Here is a 21,977-nt window from a genome sequence, read left to right as displayed (position 1 = left end):
CTTATGTGAATAAGTCGGCTTTTTTATTGGCCGATCGGTGACAGGTGTAGGACCGCGCCAAATCTGACGAAACTATCCACAGGGCAGCAACTGCTTGACGAAACGAGCGTCTTAGGTTTTGATTGCAACCATTATCTTTCGAAACGAAACTTAAGCGCGAATGTCGAAACGAAATACACCCCAGCGGCGGCACAATATCCTGGCTTTGCTCAGCGAGCAGGGTGAGGTGAGCGTGGACGCCTTGGCCAAGCGTTTCGAAACTTCGGAAGTGACCATTCGCAAAGACCTCGCTGCCCTCGAAACCAACGGCCTGTTGCTGCGGCGCTATGGCGGTGCGGTACCGGTGCCGCAAGAACTGCTCGGTGAGCCGGCCCAGCCTGTGTCTTCCTACAAGAAGGCCATTGCGCGTGCCGCCGTCGGGCGTATCCGCGAACATGCGCGCATCATCATCGACAGCGGCAGCACCACGGCAGCCATGATCCCCGAACTGGGGCGCCAGCCCGGCCTGGTGGTGATGACCAATTCGCTGAACGTGGCCCGAGCCATCTGCGACCTCGAACACGAGCCGGTGCTGCTGATGACCGGTGGCACCTGGGACCCCCATTCCGAGTCGTTCCAGGGCCAGGTGGCCGAGCAGGTATTACGCTCTTACGATTTTGATCAGCTGTTCATCGGCGCCGACGGCATCGACCTGGGCCGGGGTACCACCACCTTCAACGAGCTGCTCGGGCTTAGCCGCGTCATGGCCGAAGTCGCCCGTGAAGTGATCGTGATGGTCGAGTCGGACAAGGTGGGGCGCAAGATCCCCAACCTTGAGCTGCCCTGGGGCAGCGTGCACACCCTTATTACAGACGAACGCCTGCCCGCAGAGGCACGCGAACAAATTCAAGCTCGCGGCATCAACCTGATCTGCGCCGCGATCAGCCAGGAGCAATAAAACATGTGTGGAATCGTTGGTGCCGTCGCCGAGCGCAATATCACAGCCATCCTGATCGAAGGTCTCAAGCGTCTTGAGTACCGCGGGTACGACAGCGCCGGTCTTGCCGTGCTCACCCAGAGCGGTGAACTGCAGCGCCGCCGCCGCATCGGCAAGGTCAGCGAGCTGGACGCTGCTGTAGCAGCCGACCCACTGGCCGGCCAGCTGGGCATCGCCCACACCCGTTGGGCTACCCACGGTGCGCCAACCGAAGGCAACGCCCACCCGCACTTCTCGGGCGATGAAGTGGCTGTGGTGCACAACGGCATCATCGAAAACCACGAAGAGCTTCGTGAAGAGCTCAAAGGCCTGGGCTACGTCTTCAATTCGCAGACCGACACCGAAGTCATCGTCCACCTGATCCACCACACCCTGAAGAGCATCCCGGACCTGGCCGATGCCCTGAAAGCCGCTGTGAAGCGCCTGCATGGCGCCTACGGCCTGGCACTGATCAGTGCCAAGCAGCCTGACCGCCTGGTGGCTGCACGCAGTGGCAGCCCGCTGGTCATCGGCCTGGGCCTGGGTGAAAACTTCCTGGCGTCCGACCAGTTGGCCCTGCGCCAGGTCACCGACCGCTTCATGTACCTGGAAGAAGGCGACATCGCTGAAATCCGCCGTGACCAGGTCACCATCTGGGACCAGGAAGGCAACAAGGTCCAGCGCGAAACCGTGCAGTACCATGAAGGTGCCGAAGCTGCCGACAAGGGCAACTATCGCCACTTCATGCTCAAGGAAATCCACGAGCAGCCAAGCGTTGTTCAGCGCACCCTGGAAGGCCGCCTTGGCAAGGATAACGTGCTGGTCCAGGCTTTCGGCCCGAAGGCTGCCGACCTGTTCGCTAAAGTGCGCAACGTGCAGATCGTTGCCTGTGGTACCAGCTACCACGCCGGTATGGTCGCCCGTTACTGGCTCGAAAGCCTGGCTGGTATCCCGTGCCAGGTGGAAGTGGCCAGCGAATTCCGTTACCGCAAGGTGGTGGTGCAGCCGGATACCCTGTTCGTCTCCATCTCGCAGTCTGGCGAAACCGCCGACACCCTGGCCGCGCTGCGTAACGCCAAGGAGCTGGGCTTCCTCGGCAGCCTGGCAATCTGCAACGTGGGCATCAGCTCGCTGGTGCGTGAGTCGGACCTGACCCTGCTGACCTTGGCCGGCCCGGAAATCGGTGTGGCCTCGACCAAAGCCTTCACCACTCAGCTGGTGTCGCTGATGCTGCTGACCCTGGCCCTGGGCCAAGTCCGCGGTACCCTGGAAGAGGGCGTCGAAGCCGAGCTGGTTGAAGAGCTGCGTCGCCTGCCGACCCGCCTGGGTGAAGCCCTGGCCATGGACGCTACTGTCGAGAAAATCGCCGAGCTGTTCGCCGACAAGCACCACACCCTGTTCCTCGGCCGTGGTGCACAGTACCCGGTGGCGATGGAAGGTGCGCTCAAGCTCAAGGAAATCTCCTACATCCACGCCGAAGCCTACCCGGCCGGCGAGCTGAAGCACGGCCCGCTGGCACTGGTGGATAACGACATGCCGGTGGTTACCGTTGCCCCGAACAACGAACTGCTGGAAAAGCTGAAATCCAACCTGCAGGAAGTGCGTGCCCGTGGTGGCGAGTTGGTAGTGTTCGCCGACGAGCACGCTGGCATGACCAATGGTGAAGGCACTCACGTGATCAAGGTTCCGCACATCGCCGATGCGCTGGCGCCGATCCTGTACACCATTCCACTGCAGCTGCTGTCGTACTATGTGGCCGTGCTCAAAGGCACCGACGTGGACCAGCCGCGTAACCTGGCCAAGTCGGTTACTGTCGAATAACCGACGCTGATTGTCCGGTTCGAAAGCCCTCCACAAGGAGGGCTTTTTTCTTTCTGATGCCTAGTAAACAGCGCGCCCAGACATACGATTCGGCAGCATCAACCTGGCGGCTCCGCTCAGATCTGCATCGCCATGCCGTCCATATTCATCGCTGCCTGGCGCAAGGCCTCGGAGCGGGTCGGGTGGGGGTGGCAGGTCAGGGCAATGTCTTCTGCCGAGGCCGAGAACTCCATAGCCACGCAGAACTCACCGATCATCTCGCTGACGCTTGGGCCCACCAGGTGCACACCCAGCACTTCATCGGTTTGGGCATCGGCGATGACTTTGGCGAAGCCTTCGGTCTCGTGGTTGATCTTGGCGCGGCTGTTGGCGGTGAAGGGGAACTTGCCTACTTTATAAGCACGCCCTTCGGCTTTGAGCTGCTCTTCGGTCTTGCCCACGGTGGCCAGCTCCGGGCGGGTGTAGATCACGCCAGGGATGAGGTTGTAGTTGACCTCGTGGGGCTTGCCAGCAATGCGCTCGATGCAGGCTACCGCTTCGTCTTCGGCCTTGTGCGCCAGCATTGGGCCGGAAGTGACGTCACCAATCACCCACACACCGGGCACTGAAGTGCGGTGGTGTTCGTTGCCGAGCATGCCGCGCTTGTCGGTTTCCAGGCCCACGCTTTCAAGGTTCAGCCCCTTGGTATAAGGGCGGCGGCCGATAGCCACCAGCACGTAATCGGCCTGCAGCGATTCTGCGGTGCCGCCGGCAGCAGGCTCCAGCGTCAGGCTCACGCCATCGGCACTTGCAGTGGCTTGGGTCACTTTGCTGCCCAGCTTGAACCCCATGCCTTGCTTGGCGAGTGCCTTTTCTAGGGTTTTGGCGGTTTCCGTGTCGGTACCTGGGCAGATGCGATCAAGGTATTCGATAACGGTCACCTGGCTACCCAGGCGACGCCATACCGAACCCAGCTCAAGGCCGATCACCCCGGCACCGATGACCACCAGGTGCTTGGGCACTTGCGGCAAGGACAGCGCACCGGTCGAGTCGATGATGCGCTGGTTATCGATGGTCACCCCTGGCAGAGGGGTAGGCTCGGAGCCGGTGGCGATGACCACATCCTTGGCTTGCAGCGCAGTTTCGCTGCCATCTTCAGCCTTGACCACAACCTTGCCGATGCCGTCCAGGCGGCCCCAACCTTTGATCCAGTCGACCTTGTTCTTGCGGAACAGGTATTCGATGCCTTTGGTCAGGCCGGTCACGCTCTCGTCCTTCTGTTTCATCATCTGGGCGAGGTTGAGGGTGGGCTTTACTTCGATACCGAGGTGGGCGAACTCGTCCCCGCTGGCGGCTTCGTACAGCTCGGAAGCATGCAACAGTGCTTTGGATGGCATGCAGCCGACGTTCAGGCATGTGCCGCCCAAGGTCGAGCGGCCTTCCACGCAGGCAACGCTCAGGCCCAGCTGGCCAGCGCGGATGGCTGCGTTGTAGCCGCCAGGGCCACCGCCGATGATCACCACGTCATAGGATTTCATGGGTTCAACTCCAGGATGTAGAAGCGCGAGAGGGGCACAAGGTTAAGCTGAGATGCAAGAATTGTATACAATCTGCTGCGCGTATAAGACCCGTTGGTTCTAGACCTTGGTCTCGTTTAGAGGAAACATCTCACCAATGAACTACTCTGATCCGGCGACGTTCGAAATTTAAGGCGTCGTAGTCAAACACGGATAGGAGGGTTGTTCATGCTCGCGCAACTTCCACCTGCACTGCAGAGCCTGCATCTGCCGCTGCGGCTGAAATTGTGGGACGGTAACCAGTTCGATCTGGGGCCTAGCCCGCAGGTCACCATCCTGGTCAAAGAGCCCCAGTTGATCAGCCAGTTGACGCACCCGAGCCTGGAGCAGTTGGGCACCGCGTTCGTCGAAGGCAAGCTGGAGCTGGAAGGCGACATCGGTGAAGCCATCCGGGTATGCGATGAACTGAGCGAGGCGCTGTTACCTGATTTCGAAGAAGCTCCGCCGGCGCGGCTTGCCCATGACAAAAGCACTGACGCTGAAGCCATCTCCTATCACTATGATGTTTCCAACGCGTTCTACCGGCTGTGGCTGGATCAGGACATGGTGTATTCGTGCGCTTACTTTCGCGAGCCTGATAACACGCTCGATCAGGCACAGCAGGACAAGTTCGACCACCTGTGTCGCAAGTTGCGCCTGAATGCCGGCGACTACCTGCTGGACGTTGGCTGTGGTTGGGGTGGCCTTGCGCGCTTCGCTGCACGTGAATATGACGCTAAGGTATTCGGCATCACCTTGAGCAAGGAGCAGCTCAAGCTCGGTCGGCAGAGGGTCAAGGCCGAAGGCTTGGCCGACAAGGTCGACCTGCAGATTCTCGACTACCGAGACCTGCCTCAGGATGGCCGCTTCGACAAGGTTGTCAGCGTTGGCATGTTCGAGCATGTCGGGCATGCGAACCTGGCGCTGTATTGCCAGAAACTGTTCGGCGCCGTGAGGGAAGGGGGGCTGGTGATGAACCACGGCATCACCGCCAAGCACATCGATGGACGCCCGGTCGGGCGTGGTGCAGGTGAGTTCATCGACCGCTACGTGTTCCCCCATGGCGAGCTACCTCACCTGTCGATGATCAGCGCCAACATCTGTGAAGCGGGGCTGGAGGTGGTAGACGTGGAAAGCCTGCGCCTGCACTACGCCAAGACCCTGCACCACTGGAGCGCCAACCTTGAGAACCAGTTGCATAAGGCGGCGGCGCTGGTGCCGGAAAAGACTCTGCGCATCTGGCGTCTGTACCTTGCAGGTTGTGCATATGCCTTTGAGAAGGGCTGGATCAACCTGCACCAGATCTTGGCAGTGAAGCCTTATGCGGATGGCCACCACGATCTGCCTTGGACGCGCGAAGACCTGTATCGCTAAGCATGTAGATGCGGATTTTGTGGGAGCGGCCTTGTGTCGCGAAAGGGCCGCTCCCATACCCAGACTGCTTAGCTTAAAGAATTGGCGAAATCAGCCGTGCAATCCGCATCCCCAATTGCTGCAGTCGATGAGTGTCGAGGCTGTCCTCCGCAGTAATTTCCCGCGATTGTTCAAAGTCGTTGATCAGCATGTGCTCGACCTGGTCTGCGAAGCTGCGGTCGACGGTCAGCAGGGTGATCTCGAAATTCAGACGGAACGAGCGGTTGTCCAGGTTGGCGCTGCCGATCGCGCTGACATCATCATCCACCAGCACCACCTTCTGATGCAGGAAGCCCGGCTGATAGCGGAACATGCGTACACCTGCGCGCACCGCTTCGAAGGCGAACAGGCTGGAGGCGGCATAGACCACCCGGTGGTCTGGCCGCGACGGGATCAGCACTCGCACATCGACCCCACGCAGGACCGCCAGGCGCAAGGCGGCGAACACTGCCTCGTCAGGGATGAAGTAAGGGCTGGTGATCCACACCCGTCGGGTAGCTGAATGAATTGCTTCGAGGAAGAACAGCGAGCAGGTTTCCTGCGGGTCGGCCGGGCCGCTGGCCAAGGCCTGGCATAGCACCCCGTTATCTGGGTAGGTATCCGGCAGGATCAGCGGCGGCAGCTGGCGCGTGGCCCAGTACCAATCCTCGGCGAACGACTCCTGCAGACAGGCCAGCACCGGCCCGCCGATCTGTACATGGGTGTCGCGCCAGGGGGAAAGTTTCGGGTGCTCACCGAGGTATTCGTCACCTACGTTGTGCCCACCAATGAAACCCAGCAGGCCGTCCACTACCACGATCTTGCGATGGTTGCGGAAGTTCACCTGGAAGCGGTTGAACCATCCGCGGCGAGTGGCGAAGGCATGAATCTGTACGCCGCCGTCGCGCAGCTGCTGGCTGTATCTGGCTGGCAAGGCATGGCTGCCAACGCGGTCATACAGCACGAACACCTGCACTCCTTCGGCAGCCTTGCGTAACAGCAGCTGCTGTAATGCCTTGCCGAGGGTGTCGTCATGGATGATGAAGAACTGCACCAGTACCACGTCGCGGGCTTTGTCGATGGCGGCGAAGATGGCATCGAACGTGGCTTTGCCATCGATCAGCAACTTCACCTGGTTGTTCGCCAGGCAGGGCATGCGCCCCAGTTTTGGCATTGCGCGCAGGGCTGCATAGCTTTCTGATTCACGGGCGGTCAGGGCTTCTTCCACCCAGGGCCGCCAGTTGAGATTGGCCATGGCCACGTGCATTTCCTGGTTGGCCTGGCGCCTGGCCTTGATGTAGGCATAGAACGAGCGGGCGCCGAAGACCAGGTAGGGGATCAAGGTAAGGTAGGGGATGAAGAACAAGGGCATGGCCCAGGCGATTGCACCTTGGGCGGTACGCACGGTGAAGATTGCGTGCAGTGCGGCGACGATACCCAGTAGGTGAATCAGTCCGAGTAGGTAACCAAAAAAGTAGGGGCTGTGGTAGTCCATATGCATCCTGCTTGCCGAGTACACTTGAGCTAACAGAACACGTTCCCGGTCCGCCTTGCAACCTGAAGGTGGATTTGGCGTCCAAGGTTCAGCCCGGCCCGATTGGCCGGTTTTTTCAGGAGCGATCGTCCATGAAGATTCGTCTGCCACTGTTGGCGTTGGCCCTGGCTGCGAGCAGCCCGCTGGTGCATGCGCAGGTGCTGCAACCAGGTTTGTGGGAGCTGACCACCAGCAACATGCAGGTCGATGGCAAGCCGCTACCCGACATGCAGTTCATGCTCGGTCAGTTGAAAAACCTGCCGCCAGAGCAGCGCGCGATGATGGAAGGGGTGTTGGCCAAACAAGGGGTGACGGTCGGTGGCAACGGCGTGCGTTCGTGCCTGACGCCAGAGCAGGTGGCAACCAACGACATCCCACTGCAGGACCCGAAGTCGGGCTGCACGCAGAAGATCACCGACCGTACCGGCAATGTGTGGAAGTTTCAGTTCAGCTGCCCCAAGGCACAGGGCACTGGCCAGGCCACCTTCCTCAGTGACCGGGAATTCACCACGCAGGTCAGTGGTACCTTCAACGCTTCGGGTGTGCAGCAGCAAGGCAGCATGAACACCCGTGCGGTGTGGCTGGGCAATGACTGTGGCACTGTCAAACCGCGCAGCTGACGTCCCATTGCCATTGGCTGATGGCGACCGCGTCGTGGGCATGTAGGCTTTCTGCATGCTCCACGCGCAGCTTGAACGCCGTGCTCCATTCCAACTGCCGTAGCGCCTTGTGCAGGCGTCGTGCGGCGTCCTCACAGAACATCAGGTTCTGCCCGTTGGCCAAGGCGAAGGCTTGCTCGTCCGCACGCTTCACCGCGGTCTGCACAGCGGTCCCCAAGCTTGCCTCAATACAATCGATCATTTCGGTGATGGGTAATACGTGCTCATTGCTGCGCAGCCTTACTTGAATGTGTGCGGTACTTCGTTGGCTGTGCGGCGTCGCCACAATACCTTCGGCGCTGCCAAGCCACTGCATTACTGCGGACTTTTCGACTTGGTCTTCGCTGAAGTCGTCCAGGAACTGCTGTTGGATCAGCTGGCGTGCTAGCGCAGCTGAGCATGGACAGGTAGAGGAGTAGGGTACGGAAACAGATAGTTCCACGTGGAACATTTCGTTTTCTAGCCGTGCATCGACCGAAACGGCGTAGTTTTTCCAGCCTGCCAAGGGGCTGATCAAGGCCGGCCTTTTCAGCAGATGCTCAAACCGCAGGCGCAGGTAGGCTGCCGAAGAAAGGCCTTCATGGCTGCTCAGGAAATCAGCCAGTAGCTGTCTGATTGCGAGTGGAGTGAGGGGCTGGCGCTCCAATGTCTCAAGGGCAAGGTAAAGTCGCGACATATGGATACCGCGTGAACTGCAGTCTACCAGGCTTACCCCTGCATCGATTTTGGCGGCTGCGGTGCGCCCTTCGAATTGCACAGGCGAGGCGATCCCGCACATGCCCACCCAGTCCAAAGGCAAGGTGTACTCCAGGGTTTGTGCTGCGATGTCGGGGAGCTTGAGCTGGGTCATCTGGCTTTCCAAACAAAAAGAGGCATCAGTGGCAACCGGCGATCAGGCTGCAATGCAGCTTGAAGCGCTGCCCACTGGAGCTGGATACGCGGTTCAGGGTGGTCCAGCCAACGCGACGGCTGTAACCCACCCAGGCTTCGCCATCGCTGGCCAGGCCGGTAAAAAAGGTCAACGTGCCATAGAGGCTGTTGGTTTGTGCCCATAGGCGCCGGCTGGTGAAGTCGTAGCCGCGCAGGTAGAACGTATTGCCTTCGCTGCGCATGCTGTAATAGCTGCCTTTGCCGTCCTGGCAGGCAAGCAGTGTCGCGCTGCGTGTACACATCGCCAACGGGCTGTTCTTTGGCATGGCGATCAGCGAAGTAGGCATGGCGAGCAACAGCAACACCATGGCGCGCAGCAGATTCATTTTCATCCCCGGTGAATACTTGTCCGTCGAGAACGGCTTGGCGAAATTGTATTGTTACTTTATAACATTGTGCAATGCATCGTTTCGAATGCGCTCGCCTGAAGAGGTTTCGCCATGTCCAATCGTCTCCCTGTCACCGTGCTGTCTGGCTTCCTTGGCGCCGGCAAGAGCACTCTGCTCAACCATGTGCTGCGTAACCGCGACAACCTGCGGGTCGCGGTCATCGTCAACGACATGAGTGAAATCAACATCGACGCCAGCGAGGTGCAGCGCAACGTCAGCCTCAACCGCGCTGAAGAGAAACTGGTCGAGATGAGCAACGGCTGCATCTGCTGCACACTGCGTGAAGACCTGCTCGAAGAGGTTGCGCGGCTGGCCGAGGAAGGCCGCTTCGATTATTTGCTCATCGAGTCCACGGGTATCTCGGAGCCGCTGCCGGTTGCCGAGACGTTCACGTTTCGCGACGAGCAGGGCCGCAGCCTTTCCGACATGGCGCGGTTGGACACCATGGTCACTGTGGTCGATGGCCTGAATTTTTTACGCGATTACCAGGCAGCAGACAGCCTGGCCAGCCGTGGTGAAACCTTGGGCGAAGAGGACGAGCGGTCGATCAGTGATCTGCTGATTGAGCAGGTGGAGTTCGCCGATGTGCTGTTGTTGAGCAAGATCGACCTGATCAGTCAGCACGAGCGTGAAGAACTTATGGCCATTTTGCGTAGCCTCAACGCCCGGGCGCAGATCGTGCCCATGGTCATGGGCCAGGTGCCGCTGGCGCGCATCCTGGACACTGGCCTTTTCGACTTCGACCAGGCAGCTCAAGCGCCTGGCTGGTTGCAAGAATTGCGCGGCGAGCATATGCCGGAGACCGAAGAGTACGGCATCGCGGCCACAACCTGGCAGGGGCGGCGGCCACTTCATCCACAGCGCTTTTTCGATTTTATCCACAAGCCCTGGAGCAATGGTCGGCTGCTGCGTTCGAAGGGTTTTTTCTGGTTGGCCAGCAAGTACCAGGAAGCCGGTAGCTGGTCCCAGGCAGGTGGCATGATGCGTCACGGCCTGGCGGGCCGTTGGTGGCGTTTCGTGCCGCGCGAGCAGTGGCCGCAGGATGTGGATAACACTGCCGATATCTTGAAACACTGGCACGCCGAAACCGGTGACTGCCGGCAGGAATTGGTGTTCATTGGCCAGAATATTGACTTCAAAAAGTTATCCACAGAGCTTGAGGCCTGCTTGTTGACGGATGAAGAAATGGAGTTGGGACCTATGGGCTGGTTGCGTCTGCCTGATCCATTTGGCCCTTGGCACGAGGAGGCAGCATGAACCAGGCGCTCAAACCTGTGGATATCTTCCAGGTGTTTGGCGAAACGCCGCTGGTGTTGACCGACGTGCTGCAGGACGGCGTGAACCTGGCGGTCTGGCGCCGGCGCTTGCCGCCACAGCTGGAGGATTTTGCCGAGCTGGTAGTCAGCCTTAAGCAACCCCTGGCAGATCAGTGGGTAATCGAGGTGGACGAGCAGCAGATGCCGGTTTTGTCGGATTTGCTACGCGAAGCGGCGGACTTCCACGGTTACGAAGCATTCGTGGCCGATGTAGCCTGGCTGGTGGCGGCATATACCTGCCTGGTTGGCGCGCGGCGGGTCGGTTTGCGCCTGCGGGTGCTGACCGGGCCCATGTGCCCACGCTTTCATGTGGATAACGTGCCGTTGCGATTGCTCACCACCTACGCGGGCCCGGGTAGCGAGTGGTTGCGTGAGCAGGAGAGCCCACGCGGGGAGTTACACACAGCTCAAGTGCCTGTGGATAATATTCAGAAATTGCACGTCGGTGAAGTGGCTGTACTCAAGGGCGAGAAGTGGCAGGGCAACGAAGGTGCAGGGCTGGTGCACCGCTCGCCCTCGGGCCAGCAAGGGCGCCTGCTGCTCAGCCTTGACTGGCTAGCCTGACGGCGCATAGTGAGCCATCACCCCGCCTGAAGCCATCCCATGCTGCAGAACATTCCCACCCATGTGATTGCTGGCCCACTGGGGGCCGGCAAGACCACCCTGATCCGCCATCTGCTTGCCCAGCGCCCGGGCAACGAACGCTGGGCGGTATTGATCAACGAATTCGGCCTGGTTGGCCTGGATGCGGCCTTGCTCAGCCGTGACGAAGATGGCATCGCCATCGGCGAGGTTGCAGGCGGCTGCCTGTGTTGTGTCAACGGCATGCCGTTTCAGGTGGGCCTGGGCCGGTTATTGCGCAAATCCCGGCCTGACCGGCTTTTTATCGAGCCGTCTGGCCTGGGCCACCCGCTGCAGCTGCTTGCTCAGCTGAAACAGGCTCCGTGGGCTGGAGTGCTGACAATCCAGCCGTTGTTGATGGTTGTCGATGCGCAATCCATGGCGCGAAACGAGCCGCTTCCGGAGGCCCAACAGCAGGCTTTCAACGCGTCTGAATACGTGGTTTTCAACAAGTCAGAGGCTGTGGATGAAAAATCTAAGTTGTTGATAACTAATAAATTTAACGATAAGAATGTGATGTGGTCGGTACAGGGCCAGGTGCCGCTATCAAGCCTTCCTGGTGCCCTGGTACAGATTGTCGACAGCCAATTTGAGGAAAACCAGATTGTCGACAATCTTGGGGGAGCCCCAACAATATTGTGGACAGACCCCAGCCAGCCGATCTGTCTTGCCCAAGAGGGGGAGGGAGGTTGGAGCATTGGCTGGCGCTGGCATCCCGCACAGCAGTTTTATCCACAGCGCCTACTGGCGTTCTTGAGGACCTTGCCATGGCGGCGTGCGAAAGGGGTTATCCACAGCCTGGAAGGTTGGCAGTCATTCAATGGGCTCAAGGGTGACATGCCGATGTGGCAGCCCAGTGAATGGCGAAGGGATAGCCGTATCGAGCTGATTTTTGATCAGCCGCAATCGCAACCCACGCTGCAAGCGGGGTTGAGCGAATGCCGCGTCAGGTGATCAATTGCGCCAGCGATTGTGCTCCTGGCGCCACTGCTGCATCTCGATGACATTGTCGGTGCGTGGCGGGGTCTTGATTTCGAACGGGTAGGGCGCCAGCTCGATCTGCACGCTGTGCGCGCCAAACTGGGTCACGGTACCGGGGTGGCGTTGCTCGCCGGTAACGGTGAATTCGAAGGCATAGATGCGTGCCAGGCGCTTGCGGCCATTGGCATCACGGACAAAGGCGATGCGCTTGAGTGCGACGGCATCGTCGAGCAGCTCCAGGTCGAGCTTGGCGCAGTGCTGTTTGACCCGTTCAAGGGCTTTTTCGCGCAACCCATGGTTGTGCCACAACCAGCCGCCTGCCGTGGCTAACAGCATCAGGACGAAGACATTCTCCAGGGTCAACATTTGCATATGCTCCAAACAGGTAGATCCAGCTTAACTGCGTCCCTGGCCTGTCGTACAGGTGGCAATCGAGTTCATACTGCGCTGCGCACAATCCTTGAAACAGCTTTGGAAACCCCCGCATGAAACGTACCCCGCACCTGCTCGCCATCCAGTCCCATGTGGTGTTCGGCCACGCCGGCAACAGCGCCGCGGTGTTTCCCATGCAGCGTATCGGGGTCAATGTCTGGCCACTCAATACCGTGCAGTTCTCCAATCACACACAGTATGGCCAGTGGGCGGGTGAAGTGCTTGCCCCGGCGCAAATTCCTGCATTGGTGGAAGGTATTTCCAACATTGGCGAACTGGGTCACTGCGATGCGGTGCTTTCTGGCTACCTGGGCAGTGCCGAGCAGGGGCGGGCTATCCTGGCGGGTGTCGAGCGGATCAGGGCGGTAAACCCGAAGGCTCTGTACCTGTGTGACCCGGTCATGGGGCACCCGGAGAAAGGCTGCATCGTGCCACAGGAAGTCAGCGAGTTCCTGCTCGACGAGGCGGCGGCGCGGGCCGACATCCTGTGCCCCAACCAGCTGGAGCTGGACAGCTTCTGTGGGCGCCGCGCGCAGTCGCTGGAGGATTGCGTGAGCATGGCGCGCAGGCTGTTGCAGCGTGGGCCGAAGGTGGTACTGGTCAAACACCTGGTTTACCCCGGGCGGGCCGAAGACCAGTTCGAAATGCTGCTGGTGACCGCCGAGCACAGCTGGCACCTGCGCCGCCCGCTGCTGGCGTTCCCGCGTCAGCCGGTGGGGGTGGGTGATCTGACCTCAGGCTTGTTCCTGGCCCGCGTGCTGCTCGGCGACAGCTGGGTGCAGGCGTTCGAATTCACCGCTGCAGCCGTGCATGAGGTGCTGCTGGAAACCCAGGCCTGCGCCAGCTACGAACTGCAGCTGGTACGGGCCCAGGACCGCATCGCCCACCCGCGGGTGCGCTTCGAGGCGCAGTTGCTGGCGTTTTAGATCGCGTCGGTTTTCAGGTCCTGGTAGCGCTTCTCCAGCTCTTGGCGGATCTGGCGGCGCTGCTGGCCTTGCAGGAAGCGGCGTTTTTCTTCGCTGCTGTGCGGCTGGCGCGGCGGCACCGGCACCGGGCGCCGATTGTCGTCGACTGCGACCATGGTGAAGAAACAGCTGTTGGAATGGCGCACCGAGCGCTCGCGAATGTTCTCGGTCACCACTTTGATGCCGACTTCCATCGAGGTGTTGCCGGTGTAGTTGACCGACGCCAGGAAGGTCACCAGTTCACCCACGTGCACGGGCTCGCGGAAGATCACCTGGTCGACCGACAGGGTAACCACATAGCTGCCGGCATAGCGGCTGGCGCACGCGTAGGCCACTTCGTCGAGGTACTTGAGCAGGGTGCCGCCATGTACGTTGCCAGAAAAGTTGGCCATGTCCGGGGTCATCAGGACGGTCATGCTCAGCTGGGCGTTTCCAGGTTCCATAGTGTGCTCACGGTGAGGTTGCGCTGAATCGGGCGAATGGAGGGCGTTATCTGCTGACACTTCTGTTCCCCTCTTTTGAATTTGCCGTACGAATACGGGACGTTGCCTGACGCGCCATCGTCACGCTGATCATGCCATCAGCGGCGCTTTTCCAGCCGATCTGTTTCTGCATATTGCACCGGCTATTTGCGGCGAGGTGCGATGTTAACCTGAGTACGCCCATGCACCATGGGCTTTCCTGCATTCAATACAGTATGTACTTGCTGCTCGCTCAGGTTTGCCTTGGCAGAGGAGCGGTCTGCCCAGGCATCCATAAAAAAGACGAGAAAAGGAGTATCACGCCATGCATGCCATCAGCTTCATCCAGGACCTGGCAGTCATCATGATGGTCGCTGGCGTGGTCACCATTGTTTTTCACCGCCTCAAGCAGCCGGTGGTGCTGGGCTACATTGTCGCAGGCTTCATCATCGGCCCGCACACCCCGCCATTCGGCCTGATCCATGACGAAGAGACCATCAAGATCCTTGCCGAACTAGGGGTGATCTTCCTGATGTTCTGCCTGGGGCTCGAATTCAGCCTGCGCAAGCTGTTCAAGGTTGGCGCCACGGCGTTCATCGCGGCGTTCCTGGAAATCGTGCTGATGATCTGGATCGGTTTCGAGATCGGACGCTGGTTCGGCTGGAGCACCATGGACTCACTGTTCCTCGGCGCGATCCTGGCTATTTCCTCGACCACCATCATCGTCAAGGCACTGAACGACCTGAAGATGAAGAACGAGCGCTTCGCCCAGCTGATCTTCGGCGTACTGATCGTGGAGGACATCCTCGGTATCGGCATTATCGCCCTGCTGTCCGGCATCGCTGTCAGCGGCTCGGTCAGCTCGGGGGAAGTGTTCTCCACCGTAGGAAAATTGTCGCTGTTCATGATCGTTGCATTGGTCATCGGCATTCTGCTGGTGCCGCGGCTGCTGGCCTATGTGGCCAAGTTCGAAAGCAACGAAATGCTGCTGATTACCGTGCTTGGCCTGTGCTTCGGCTTCTGCCTGTTGGTGGTGAAGCTGGAATACAGCATGGTGCTGGGCGCCTTCCTGATTGGCGCGATCATGGCCGAATCGCGTCAGTTGCTGAAGATCGAACGCCTGATCGAGCCGGTACGCGACCTGTTCAGCGCCATCTTCTTCGTCGCCATCGGCCTGATGATCGACCCTCAGGTACTCGTCGATTACGCCTGGCCGATCGTGGTCATTACCTTGGCGGTGGTACTGGGCAAGATGCTCTCCTGTGGCATGGGGGCGTTCATTGCCGGTAATGACGGGCGCACGTCGCTGCGGGTGGGCATGGGCCTTTCGCAGATTGGCGAGTTTTCCTTCATCATCGCCGCGCTGGGCATGACGCTGCAGGTGACCAGCGACTTCCTATACCCGGTGGCGGTCGCAGTATCGGCCATCACCACGCTGTTGACGCCTTACCTGATCCGTGCGGCCGACCCGCTGTCGCAAAAGCTTGGCAATGTGGTGCCCAGCCGCCTGGCGCGGGTGCTTTCGTTGTATGGCGAGTGGTTGCGCAACATCCAGCCGCAGGGCGAGAGCGCCATGCTGGCCGCAATGATCCGGCGCATCCTGTTGCAGGTGGGGGTGAACCTGGCGCTGGTGATCGCCATCTTCTTCAGTGGTGGTTACTTTGCAGGGCGTATCGGCAACTGGCTCAGTGAGTGGGTCAGCGATGTCAGCCAGCAGAAGGCGATGATCTGGGGGGCGGCGTTGTTGCTGTCGCTGCCATTCCTGATCGCTGCCTATCGTAAGCTCAAGGCGCTGTCGATGCTGCTGGCAGAAATGGGCGTGAAGCCGGAAATGGCCGGGCGGCATACCCAGCGTGTACGCCGCGTGATCGCCGAAGTTATTCCGCTGTTGTCACTGCTGGTGATTTTCGTGCTGCTGTCGGCTTTGTCGGCGAGCATTCTGCCCACCAGCGAGTTGCTGTTGGTCATTGCCGTGGTGGCCGCAGTGGTGGTGGCCTTGTTGTGGCGCTGGTTCATCCGCGTGCACACGCGCATGCAGATTGCCTTGCTGGAGACGCTGGAAAACAGTCGCGAGAATACGCACTGAAGGGAGCAATGCTCCCTGCGCAAGATTTCATCGTCGTCCGAGGGGATGGAGCGGTAGCAATGTCGCCAGGCGCAGAAAGCCTGGCGATTCTAGCTACATTGATGGCACTGGGCCATAAATTTTCCTGTGCTTGTACCCGCCTCTTCGCGGGCTTGGCCGCTCCCACAGGTATCGCACAGGCGCTGCAGAGATTGAGATCAGCTCTCCAGCCACACATCCCGCGCCCAGTGCCACACCGACTCCCAGCTCTCTTCACCGGCGATTTCCTCTTCCGCATCCCAAAGCACCACGGTGCCGTCTTCTTCGACGCAGTAGTAGTTGTCGCCGTCCTGGCACAGCGGAATCAGGTCGCGCGGCACGCCGGCATCCCAGGCGTTGGCGGCGACGTCGGGCAGGTAGGTGTGCGACTGTGGGTCGGTGACAGTCACCGGCTCCAGCGAGCCATACACCACGTCGCTGACGGTCAGTAGAAACTCTTTGAACACGAACGGTATGTTGATGAACAGCTCTTCTTCGATTTCGACCAACTGGTCCTCGTCGGGAAGCTCCAGGGGCACCGGCACTGGCTGATTGGCTTCACGGAGTTGTTCGATCACTTCTTCCACGGTTCACTTCCTCTGACCTAGATGACAACGCTGCGCGTTATACCCTAGTAGGCCACTCTGGCAAAAGCAAAAACCCCGGGACAGGCCCGGGGTTTTTTGTACAGCACGCTGCGGTTAGCCGTTTTGACGGATACCGGCGACCAGCCAAGGCTGGTTCTCGCCTGGGGCGCGAACCATGTGCCAGCTTTCGCTGAACACTTCGCCCTGGTCGAAGCGCGAGTTCTTCGACACGCCACGGAAGGTCAGGGTGGCGTCGGTACGGTCGGCACGGTCGTCGATACCGTCCAGCTGTACTTCGAGGTTGTCGATGTAGGTGGACTGGAAGCCGTCACCCAGTTCAGCACGCTCACGCTTGAGGAACTCGAGCATTTGCGGGGTGACGAACTCGGTGATCTTGTCCATTTCGTTGGCATCCCAGTGCTGCTGCAGCGACTGGAAGTGGTTACGGGCAGCAGCCAGGAAGCTTTGCTCGTTGAACCAGGCCGGGGCGTTGATCACCGGGGCAGCGGCGGCAGGTGCAGCCGAACCACCAAACACAGATTGCTGTGCCGGCTGGTTGTGAGCTTCACGCTGCATCGGCGCATGGCCTGGCATGGCCATTTGCGGCTGCTGCTGGCGGCGGCGTGCGGCAATGAAGCGGAACACCAGGAAGGCGATGAGCGCCACGATCAGGAAGTCCATGATCTGGAAGCCCTCGAAACCGTCGCCCATGAACATGGACGCCAGCAGGCCACCGGCGGCCAGGCCGGCCAGTGGGCCCAGCCAGCGCGAAGCACCGCTGGCGGCCGGAGCTGCACGACCAGGTGCGGCAGCCGGTGCGGCGGCAGGCGTGGTTGGCGTAGCCTGGCGGGTCTGGTGGATAGGCGCGGAGCCCGAGCTCTTGCCGCCGCCGAAACGCTTGGCGTTGGCGTCCAGGCTCAGCGTCAGGCCGACGCAGAGCGCCAGTGCGATGCTAAGAAAACGTTGCATAAGTGGGATATCCCCTGTTGTGGATTGCACGCGCGTCATGGTGCACAGGTTCCAAGGCACATGACCAGCGACATAGTGTTTCGAGCTTTTGCCTGAATGTTACAAGGCCCCCCGGCAGGGCGGCCTTGGTCTTCAGATGGCTTCGAGCTTGGCGTACCCCAGCATCAGCCACTTGCTGCCTTCGGCAAAGTTCACCTGCACCCGTGCCTGGGCGCCCGAACCCTCGAAGTTGAGGATCACGCCTTCGCCAAACACCGCATGTTGCACACGCTGACCGAGGTTGAACGCTGTCTGCGGAATGTTGGCATTGGCGAACAGGTTGCTGTTAGTGGCCGTCTTGGCCCCACTGAACGGGCGGCTGACGCTGTTGGACAGGCGCACTTCCTGAATCAGGCCGGCCGGAATTTCACGTACGAAACGCGACACCTTGTTGTAGGTCTCGCTGCCATACAAGCGACGTGTTTCGGCGTACGTCATGACCAGTTGGCGCATGGCGCGGGTAATCCCGACATAGGCCAGACGGCGTTCCTCTTCCAGGCGGCCGGGCTCTTCCAGGCTCATCTTGTGCGGGAACAGGCCTTCTTCCATGCCCACCAGGAACACATACGGGAACTCCAGGCCCTTGGCGCTGTGCAAGGTCATCAGCTGGACGCTGTCCTCATGCTCGTCGGCCTGGGTATCGCCGGCTTCGAGCGAGGCATGGCCGAGGAAGGCCGAGAGCGGCGAGAGATCGGCGTCTTCGTCGGTGGACTCGAAGTTGCGCGCCGCGCTCACCAGTTCCTCAAGGTTTTCTACCCGTGCCTGGCCCTTTTCACCCTTTTCTTCCTGGTGATAGGTGATCAGCCCGGACTGTTCGATGGTGGTCTGGGTCATGGTATGCAGCGGCATGTCCGTGACCTTGGCAGCCAACCCCTCGATCAGCTCGATGAAGGCACCCAGGGCGCTGGCGGCGCGGCCCTTCATGGCCTTGGCCGCCAGCAGCTGGCACATGGCTTCCCACATCGACAGCTGGCTATGGCGGGCATGCTCACGGATGGCTTCGACGGTTTTCTCGCCAATGCCGCGTGGCGGCACGTTGATCACCCGCTCCAGGGCCGCGTCGTTGCCACGCCCTTCGATCAGCCGCAGGTAAGCCATGGCGTTCTTGATTTCGGCGCGTTCGAAGAAGCGCTGGCCACCATAGATGCGGTAGGGGATACGCTCGCGCAGCAGGGCCTCTTCCAGCACCCGCGACTGGGCGTTGGAACGGTACAGGATGGCGATTTCGTTACGCGCATTGCCCTGCTTGACGAGGCTTTCGATGGTTTCCACCACGTAGCGCGCTTCGTCGTGCTCGTTGTAGGCCGCGTACAGGGTCAGCGGTTCGCCTTCGCCCATGTCGGTCCACAGTTCTTTGCCCAGGCGCCCGGTGTTGTTGACGATCAGCGCGTTGGCGGCCTTGAGGATGCCGCCTGTGGAGCGGTAGTTCTGCTCCAGGCGGATCATTTCGGCGTCGGGGAAGTCGGCGGTGTACTGGTGGATGTTCTCGATCTTGGCACCGCGCCAGCCGTAGATCGACTGGTCGTCGTCGCCCACCGCCATCAGGCTGGCACCACCGCGCGCCAGCAGGCGCAGCCAGGCGTACTGCACGGCGTTGGTATCCTGGAATTCGTCTACCAGCACATGCTGGAAGCGCCGCTGGTAGTGCTCAAGCAGGCCCGGGTGGTCGCGCCACAGGTCCAGGGCGCGCAGCAACAGTTCGGAGAAGTCGATGACCCCGGCGCGCTCACAGGCCTGTTCGTAGGCGGTATACACCTCGCGCATGGTCGCCAGGAACAGGTCGCCCCCAGCCTGTATATGCTGCGGGCGCAGGCCTTCGTCCTTCTGCCCGTTGATGAACCACTGGGCCTGGCGTGCCGGCCACTTCTGCTCGTCCAGGCCCAGCTCGCGCATGACCCGCTTGATCAGGCGCTGCTGGTCATCGCTGTCGAGGATCTGGAAGTTCTGCACCAGCCGCGCTTCCTGCCAGTGGGCCCGCAGCAGGCGATGGGCCAGGCCGTGGAAGGTGCCGACCCACATGCCTGCCGGGTTGATCCCCAGCAGTTGCTCGATCCGGTGGCGCATTTCTGCCGCCGCCTTGTTGGTGAAGGTCACCGACAGGATCGAATGCGGCGATGCATGCTCAACCTGGATCAGCCAGGCGATGCGGTGCACCAGCACGCGGGTTTTACCGGAGCCGGCGCCAGCAAGCACCAGTTGACGCCCGAGCTTGGCCGCGACGGCCTGGCGTTGAGCATCGTTGAGGGAGTTCAGCAGGAGGGAGAGGTCATCTGTGTGCATCGGGCCATTCTAGGGCGCAGCAGGGGAAGGGTAAATGGCACTGTATAAATATTCACCCTGGCAAACATACAAAGCGGCCACTACAGGCGATGCGCTTGCAGTGGCCACCGCGTCTACATCAATGGGTTTCCACGATGTCGGTGATGCAGGCGATCAGTTTACCGTCGTGGATAATGTCCACCTTCGGGATCTGGCCGTGCTCGTCTTGCGTTTCGAACATCACTTCCTTGTCGCAGGCAACCTGCATGAAGTTACCGTCCTGTTGGTGCAGCTCAAGCTCCAAGGCAATGGCCATGGATTTGTCCTGCATTCTGCGTTTGACCAGTACCGGGACTATGCCTGCATGACTCACGGTGATTGTGCCCTGCACCCGCAGGCGAGTGCCTGGTGGCATCTTGTCGTGATGGGCTTTCCAGTCTTTGCATTCGATGATCATTTCCATACTCCTGTCTTGGGAAGAGCGGTATGACCTTCCCAGGACAGAGTGCTTGCAGCACCTGCCCGCACAGCAGAGCGAAGCGCTTCAGCTGTACCAATGCCTGCCATGCCTGGCCAGCAGGCTACCGGCCTGTTCCGGGCCATTGCTCCCGGCGGCATAGTGGCGTGGCGCCTGAAAGTGTTCCTGCCAACCCTTTATTAACGGATCAATCCAGTGCCAGGCCGCCTCCACCTCATCGCGGCGCATGAACAGTGTCGAATCACCCTCCACGATGTCCAGCAGCAGGCGTTCGTAAGCTTCCCAGCGGCGGGTCTGGCTGAATACCTGAGCCAGGTTCAGGTCCAGCTCGACCGGTTCCAGCCGCATGCCCTTGCCTGGGCTCTTGGTCATCATGCGCAGGCTGATGCGCTCATCCGGTTGCAGCTGGATCAACAGCTGGTTGACCTGGCCACCGCTGAACAGCTCGTGGGGTACCGGCTTGAACTGGATGACGATCTGCGACGAGCGGCGCGCCATGCGCTTGCCGGTGCGCAAGTAGAAAGGCACACCTGCCCAGCGCCAGTTGTCGATGTGCGCTTCGATGGCCACGAAGGTTTCGGTATCGCTGTCGTTGTCGACGTCCTTTTCGAAGTAATAGGCCGGCACCTCCTGGCCGCCGATGTGCCCGGCACCGTACTGACCGCGCACGGTCTTGTCCTGCACGTCCTGGCCGGTGATGGGCTTGAGGGCCCGCAGGATCTTCACCTTTTCGTCGCGCACCGCTTCAGCCTCGAACTGCGCAGGTGGCTCCATGGCCACCAGGCACAGCAGCTGCAACAGGTGGTTTTGCAGCATGTCGCGGGTTGCTCCGGCGCGGTCGTAGTAGGCGCCGCGGTTCTCTACCCCCAGGGTTTCGCAAACGCTGATCTGTACGTGGTCGACCTGATTGTTGCGCCACACCGGCTCCAACAGGGCGTTGGCGAAGCGCAGGGCCATGAGGTTCTGCACGGTTTCCTTGCCCAGGTAGTGGTCGATGCGAAATACCTGGTTTTCGTCGAACACTGCGCCAATCGCTTCGTTGATGGCGGTGGCCGAGGCCAGCGAGTGACCAATCGGCTTCTCCAGCACGATGCGTGCTTCGGGGTCGGCCAGGCCTGCGTTACGCAGGTGGTTGGCAATCGGCACGAACAGGTTGGGAGCGGTGGCCAGGTAGAAAATGCGCGTCAGCCCGCCAGGTTCGCCCAGGTAGCGCGCCAGGCGACCGAAGTCTGCGCTTTGCGATGCATCCATGGGGAAGTAGTCGAGGCGCGCGGCAAACCGTTGCCATACGTCTTCGTCGAAGTCATTGCGGGCAATCTGCGCTCGGCAATGGCGTTCTGCGAGCTTGAGGTATTCGTTACGGCTTATGTTGCGGCGGGCGAGGGCGATGATGCGTACCGCGTTGTTCAGGCGCGCCTCGCGATACAAGTGATAGAGCGCCGGGAGGAGTTTGTGCAGGGCCAGATCGCCGGTGCCACCGAACACCAGAATGTCGCAAGGAATAGTCAAACCGCCACTCTCCACGTTCGTTTAACTGGGCGGGTTGGCGT

At 60.4% G+C, this 21,977-nt stretch carries 20 protein-coding genes; 9 read left to right on the top strand and 11 right to left on the bottom strand.

The window, feature by feature from the left end; genetic code table 11:
• Positions 1-160: 160 nt before the first annotated feature.
• On the top strand, positions 161-937 hold the full coding sequence (locus tag SB756_RS21925; RefSeq protein WP_410911844.1) for a DeoR/GlpR family DNA-binding transcription regulator: 777 nt from the start codon (positions 161-163) through the stop codon (positions 935-937).
• Between the two features lie 3 nt (positions 938-940).
• Entirely contained in the window at positions 941-2,776 is a 1,836-nt protein-coding gene (gene glmS / locus SB756_RS21920; protein WP_341797172.1) for a glutamine--fructose-6-phosphate transaminase (isomerizing), read from the top strand.
• Positions 2,777-2,892: 116 nt separating this feature from the next.
• Here glmS and lpdA read toward each other — a convergent pair whose 3' ends face one another.
• Positions 2,893-4,293, bottom strand: coding sequence for a dihydrolipoyl dehydrogenase (lpdA, locus tag SB756_RS21915; RefSeq protein WP_410911842.1), 1,401 nt, complete (start codon positions 4,291-4,293; stop codon positions 2,893-2,895).
• 207 nt (positions 4,294-4,500) lie between these two features.
• On the opposite strand from lpdA, the gene cfaB reads away from it, so the two are divergent.
• Positions 4,501-5,685: a C17 cyclopropane fatty acid synthase CfaB gene (cfaB, locus tag SB756_RS21910; protein ID WP_410911840.1), complete on the top strand. Its 1,185-nt coding sequence runs from the start codon at positions 4,501-4,503 to the stop codon at positions 5,683-5,685.
• A 73-nt stretch (positions 5,686-5,758) separates the two neighbouring features.
• Here cfaB and cls read toward each other — a convergent pair whose 3' ends face one another.
• Positions 5,759-7,198 carry a cardiolipin synthase gene (cls, locus tag SB756_RS21905; protein ID WP_016502288.1) on the bottom strand — a complete coding sequence of 480 codons (1,440 nt, stop codon included), beginning with the start codon at positions 7,196-7,198 and terminating at the stop codon, positions 5,759-5,761.
• Positions 7,199-7,329: 131 nt separating this feature from the next.
• On the opposite strand from cls, the gene SB756_RS21900 reads away from it, so the two are divergent.
• Positions 7,330-7,857 carry a DUF3617 domain-containing protein gene (locus SB756_RS21900; protein WP_016502287.1) on the top strand — a complete coding sequence of 176 codons (528 nt, stop codon included), beginning with the start codon at positions 7,330-7,332 and terminating at the stop codon, positions 7,855-7,857.
• Here the strand turns inward: SB756_RS21900 and folE2 are convergent.
• On the bottom strand, positions 7,841-8,746 hold the full coding sequence (gene folE2 / locus SB756_RS21895) for a GTP cyclohydrolase FolE2 (protein ID WP_410911838.1): 906 nt from the start codon (positions 8,744-8,746) through the stop codon (positions 7,841-7,843). The two genes, SB756_RS21900 and folE2, sit on opposite strands and share 17 nt — an antisense overlap.
• 25 nt (positions 8,747-8,771) lie before the next feature.
• Positions 8,772-9,152 carry a glutamine synthetase gene (locus tag SB756_RS21890; RefSeq protein ID WP_341798940.1) on the bottom strand — a complete coding sequence of 127 codons (381 nt, stop codon included), beginning with the start codon at positions 9,150-9,152 and terminating at the stop codon, positions 8,772-8,774.
• 114 nt (positions 9,153-9,266) lie between these two features.
• On the opposite strand from SB756_RS21890, the gene zigA reads away from it, so the two are divergent.
• The 3 genes from zigA to SB756_RS21875 are packed head-to-tail and all read left to right on the top strand — an operon-like array spanning position 9,267 to position 12,106.
• The gene (gene zigA / locus SB756_RS21885) at positions 9,267-10,472 is read left to right on the top strand and encodes a zinc metallochaperone GTPase ZigA (RefSeq protein ID WP_341797168.1); all 1,206 of its coding nucleotides are present in this window, start codon (positions 9,267-9,269) and stop codon (positions 10,470-10,472) included.
• Complete coding sequence (locus SB756_RS21880; RefSeq protein ID WP_410911836.1) at positions 10,469-11,095, top strand: DUF1826 domain-containing protein; 627 nt, start codon at positions 10,469-10,471, stop codon at positions 11,093-11,095. Before zigA ends, SB756_RS21880 begins: the two co-directional genes overlap by 4 nt.
• Before the next feature lie 39 nt (positions 11,096-11,134).
• Entirely contained in the window at positions 11,135-12,106 is a 972-nt protein-coding gene (locus tag SB756_RS21875; RefSeq protein WP_341797166.1) for a CobW family GTP-binding protein, read from the top strand.
• Here the strand turns inward: SB756_RS21875 and SB756_RS21870 are convergent, their stop codons facing one another.
• Entirely contained in the window at positions 12,107-12,499 is a 393-nt protein-coding gene (locus tag SB756_RS21870) for a DUF3301 domain-containing protein (RefSeq protein WP_016489878.1), read from the bottom strand.
• A 119-nt stretch (positions 12,500-12,618) separates the two neighbouring features.
• Here SB756_RS21870 and pdxY point away from each other — a divergent pair, with 119 nt between their 5' ends.
• Complete coding sequence (gene pdxY, locus SB756_RS21865; protein WP_341797165.1) at positions 12,619-13,491, top strand: pyridoxal kinase PdxY; 873 nt, start codon at positions 12,619-12,621, stop codon at positions 13,489-13,491.
• Here pdxY and SB756_RS21860 read toward each other — a convergent pair.
• The gene (locus SB756_RS21860; RefSeq protein WP_003253263.1) at positions 13,488-13,973 is read right to left on the bottom strand and encodes an acyl-CoA thioesterase; all 486 of its coding nucleotides are present in this window, start codon (positions 13,971-13,973) and stop codon (positions 13,488-13,490) included. The genes pdxY and SB756_RS21860 overlap by 4 nt on opposite strands.
• A gap of 343 nt (positions 13,974-14,316) precedes the next feature.
• Between SB756_RS21860 and SB756_RS21855 the strand changes: the two genes are divergently transcribed.
• On the top strand, positions 14,317-16,077 hold the full coding sequence (locus SB756_RS21855; protein ID WP_341797164.1) for a cation:proton antiporter: 1,761 nt from the start codon (positions 14,317-14,319) through the stop codon (positions 16,075-16,077).
• A gap of 197 nt (positions 16,078-16,274) precedes the next feature.
• On the opposite strand, the gene SB756_RS21850 is transcribed toward SB756_RS21855, so the two are convergent.
• The 5 genes from SB756_RS21850 to zwf all read right to left on the bottom strand — a co-directional run bounded on the left by SB756_RS21850 (position 16,275) and on the right by zwf (position 21,936).
• The gene (locus SB756_RS21850; protein WP_016502277.1) at positions 16,275-16,682 is read right to left on the bottom strand and encodes an SMI1/KNR4 family protein; all 408 of its coding nucleotides are present in this window, start codon (positions 16,680-16,682) and stop codon (positions 16,275-16,277) included.
• Positions 16,683-16,796: 114 nt separating this feature from the next.
• The gene (locus SB756_RS21845) at positions 16,797-17,651 is read right to left on the bottom strand and encodes a Tim44 domain-containing protein (RefSeq protein WP_016502276.1); all 855 of its coding nucleotides are present in this window, start codon (positions 17,649-17,651) and stop codon (positions 16,797-16,799) included.
• A 132-nt stretch (positions 17,652-17,783) separates the two neighbouring features.
• Positions 17,784-19,970 (bottom strand): DNA helicase II, encoded by a 2,187-nt coding sequence (uvrD, locus tag SB756_RS21840; RefSeq protein ID WP_410911833.1) that lies wholly within the window; start codon positions 19,968-19,970, stop codon positions 17,784-17,786.
• Between the two features lie 118 nt (positions 19,971-20,088).
• Positions 20,089-20,406 carry a hypothetical protein gene (locus SB756_RS21835; RefSeq protein WP_341797162.1) on the bottom strand — a complete coding sequence of 106 codons (318 nt, stop codon included), beginning with the start codon at positions 20,404-20,406 and terminating at the stop codon, positions 20,089-20,091.
• Between the two features lie 87 nt (positions 20,407-20,493).
• The gene (gene zwf / locus SB756_RS21830) at positions 20,494-21,936 is read right to left on the bottom strand and encodes a glucose-6-phosphate dehydrogenase (protein WP_234226221.1); all 1,443 of its coding nucleotides are present in this window, start codon (positions 21,934-21,936) and stop codon (positions 20,494-20,496) included.
• Between the last annotated feature and the right edge of the window lie 41 nt (positions 21,937-21,977).

This window comes from Pseudomonas sp. SIMBA_068, assembly GCF_046534705.1.
GTDB lineage: Bacteria > Pseudomonadota > Gammaproteobacteria > Pseudomonadales > Pseudomonadaceae > Aquipseudomonas > Aquipseudomonas putida.
This window is presented reverse-complemented; position numbering and strand designations above follow the sequence as displayed.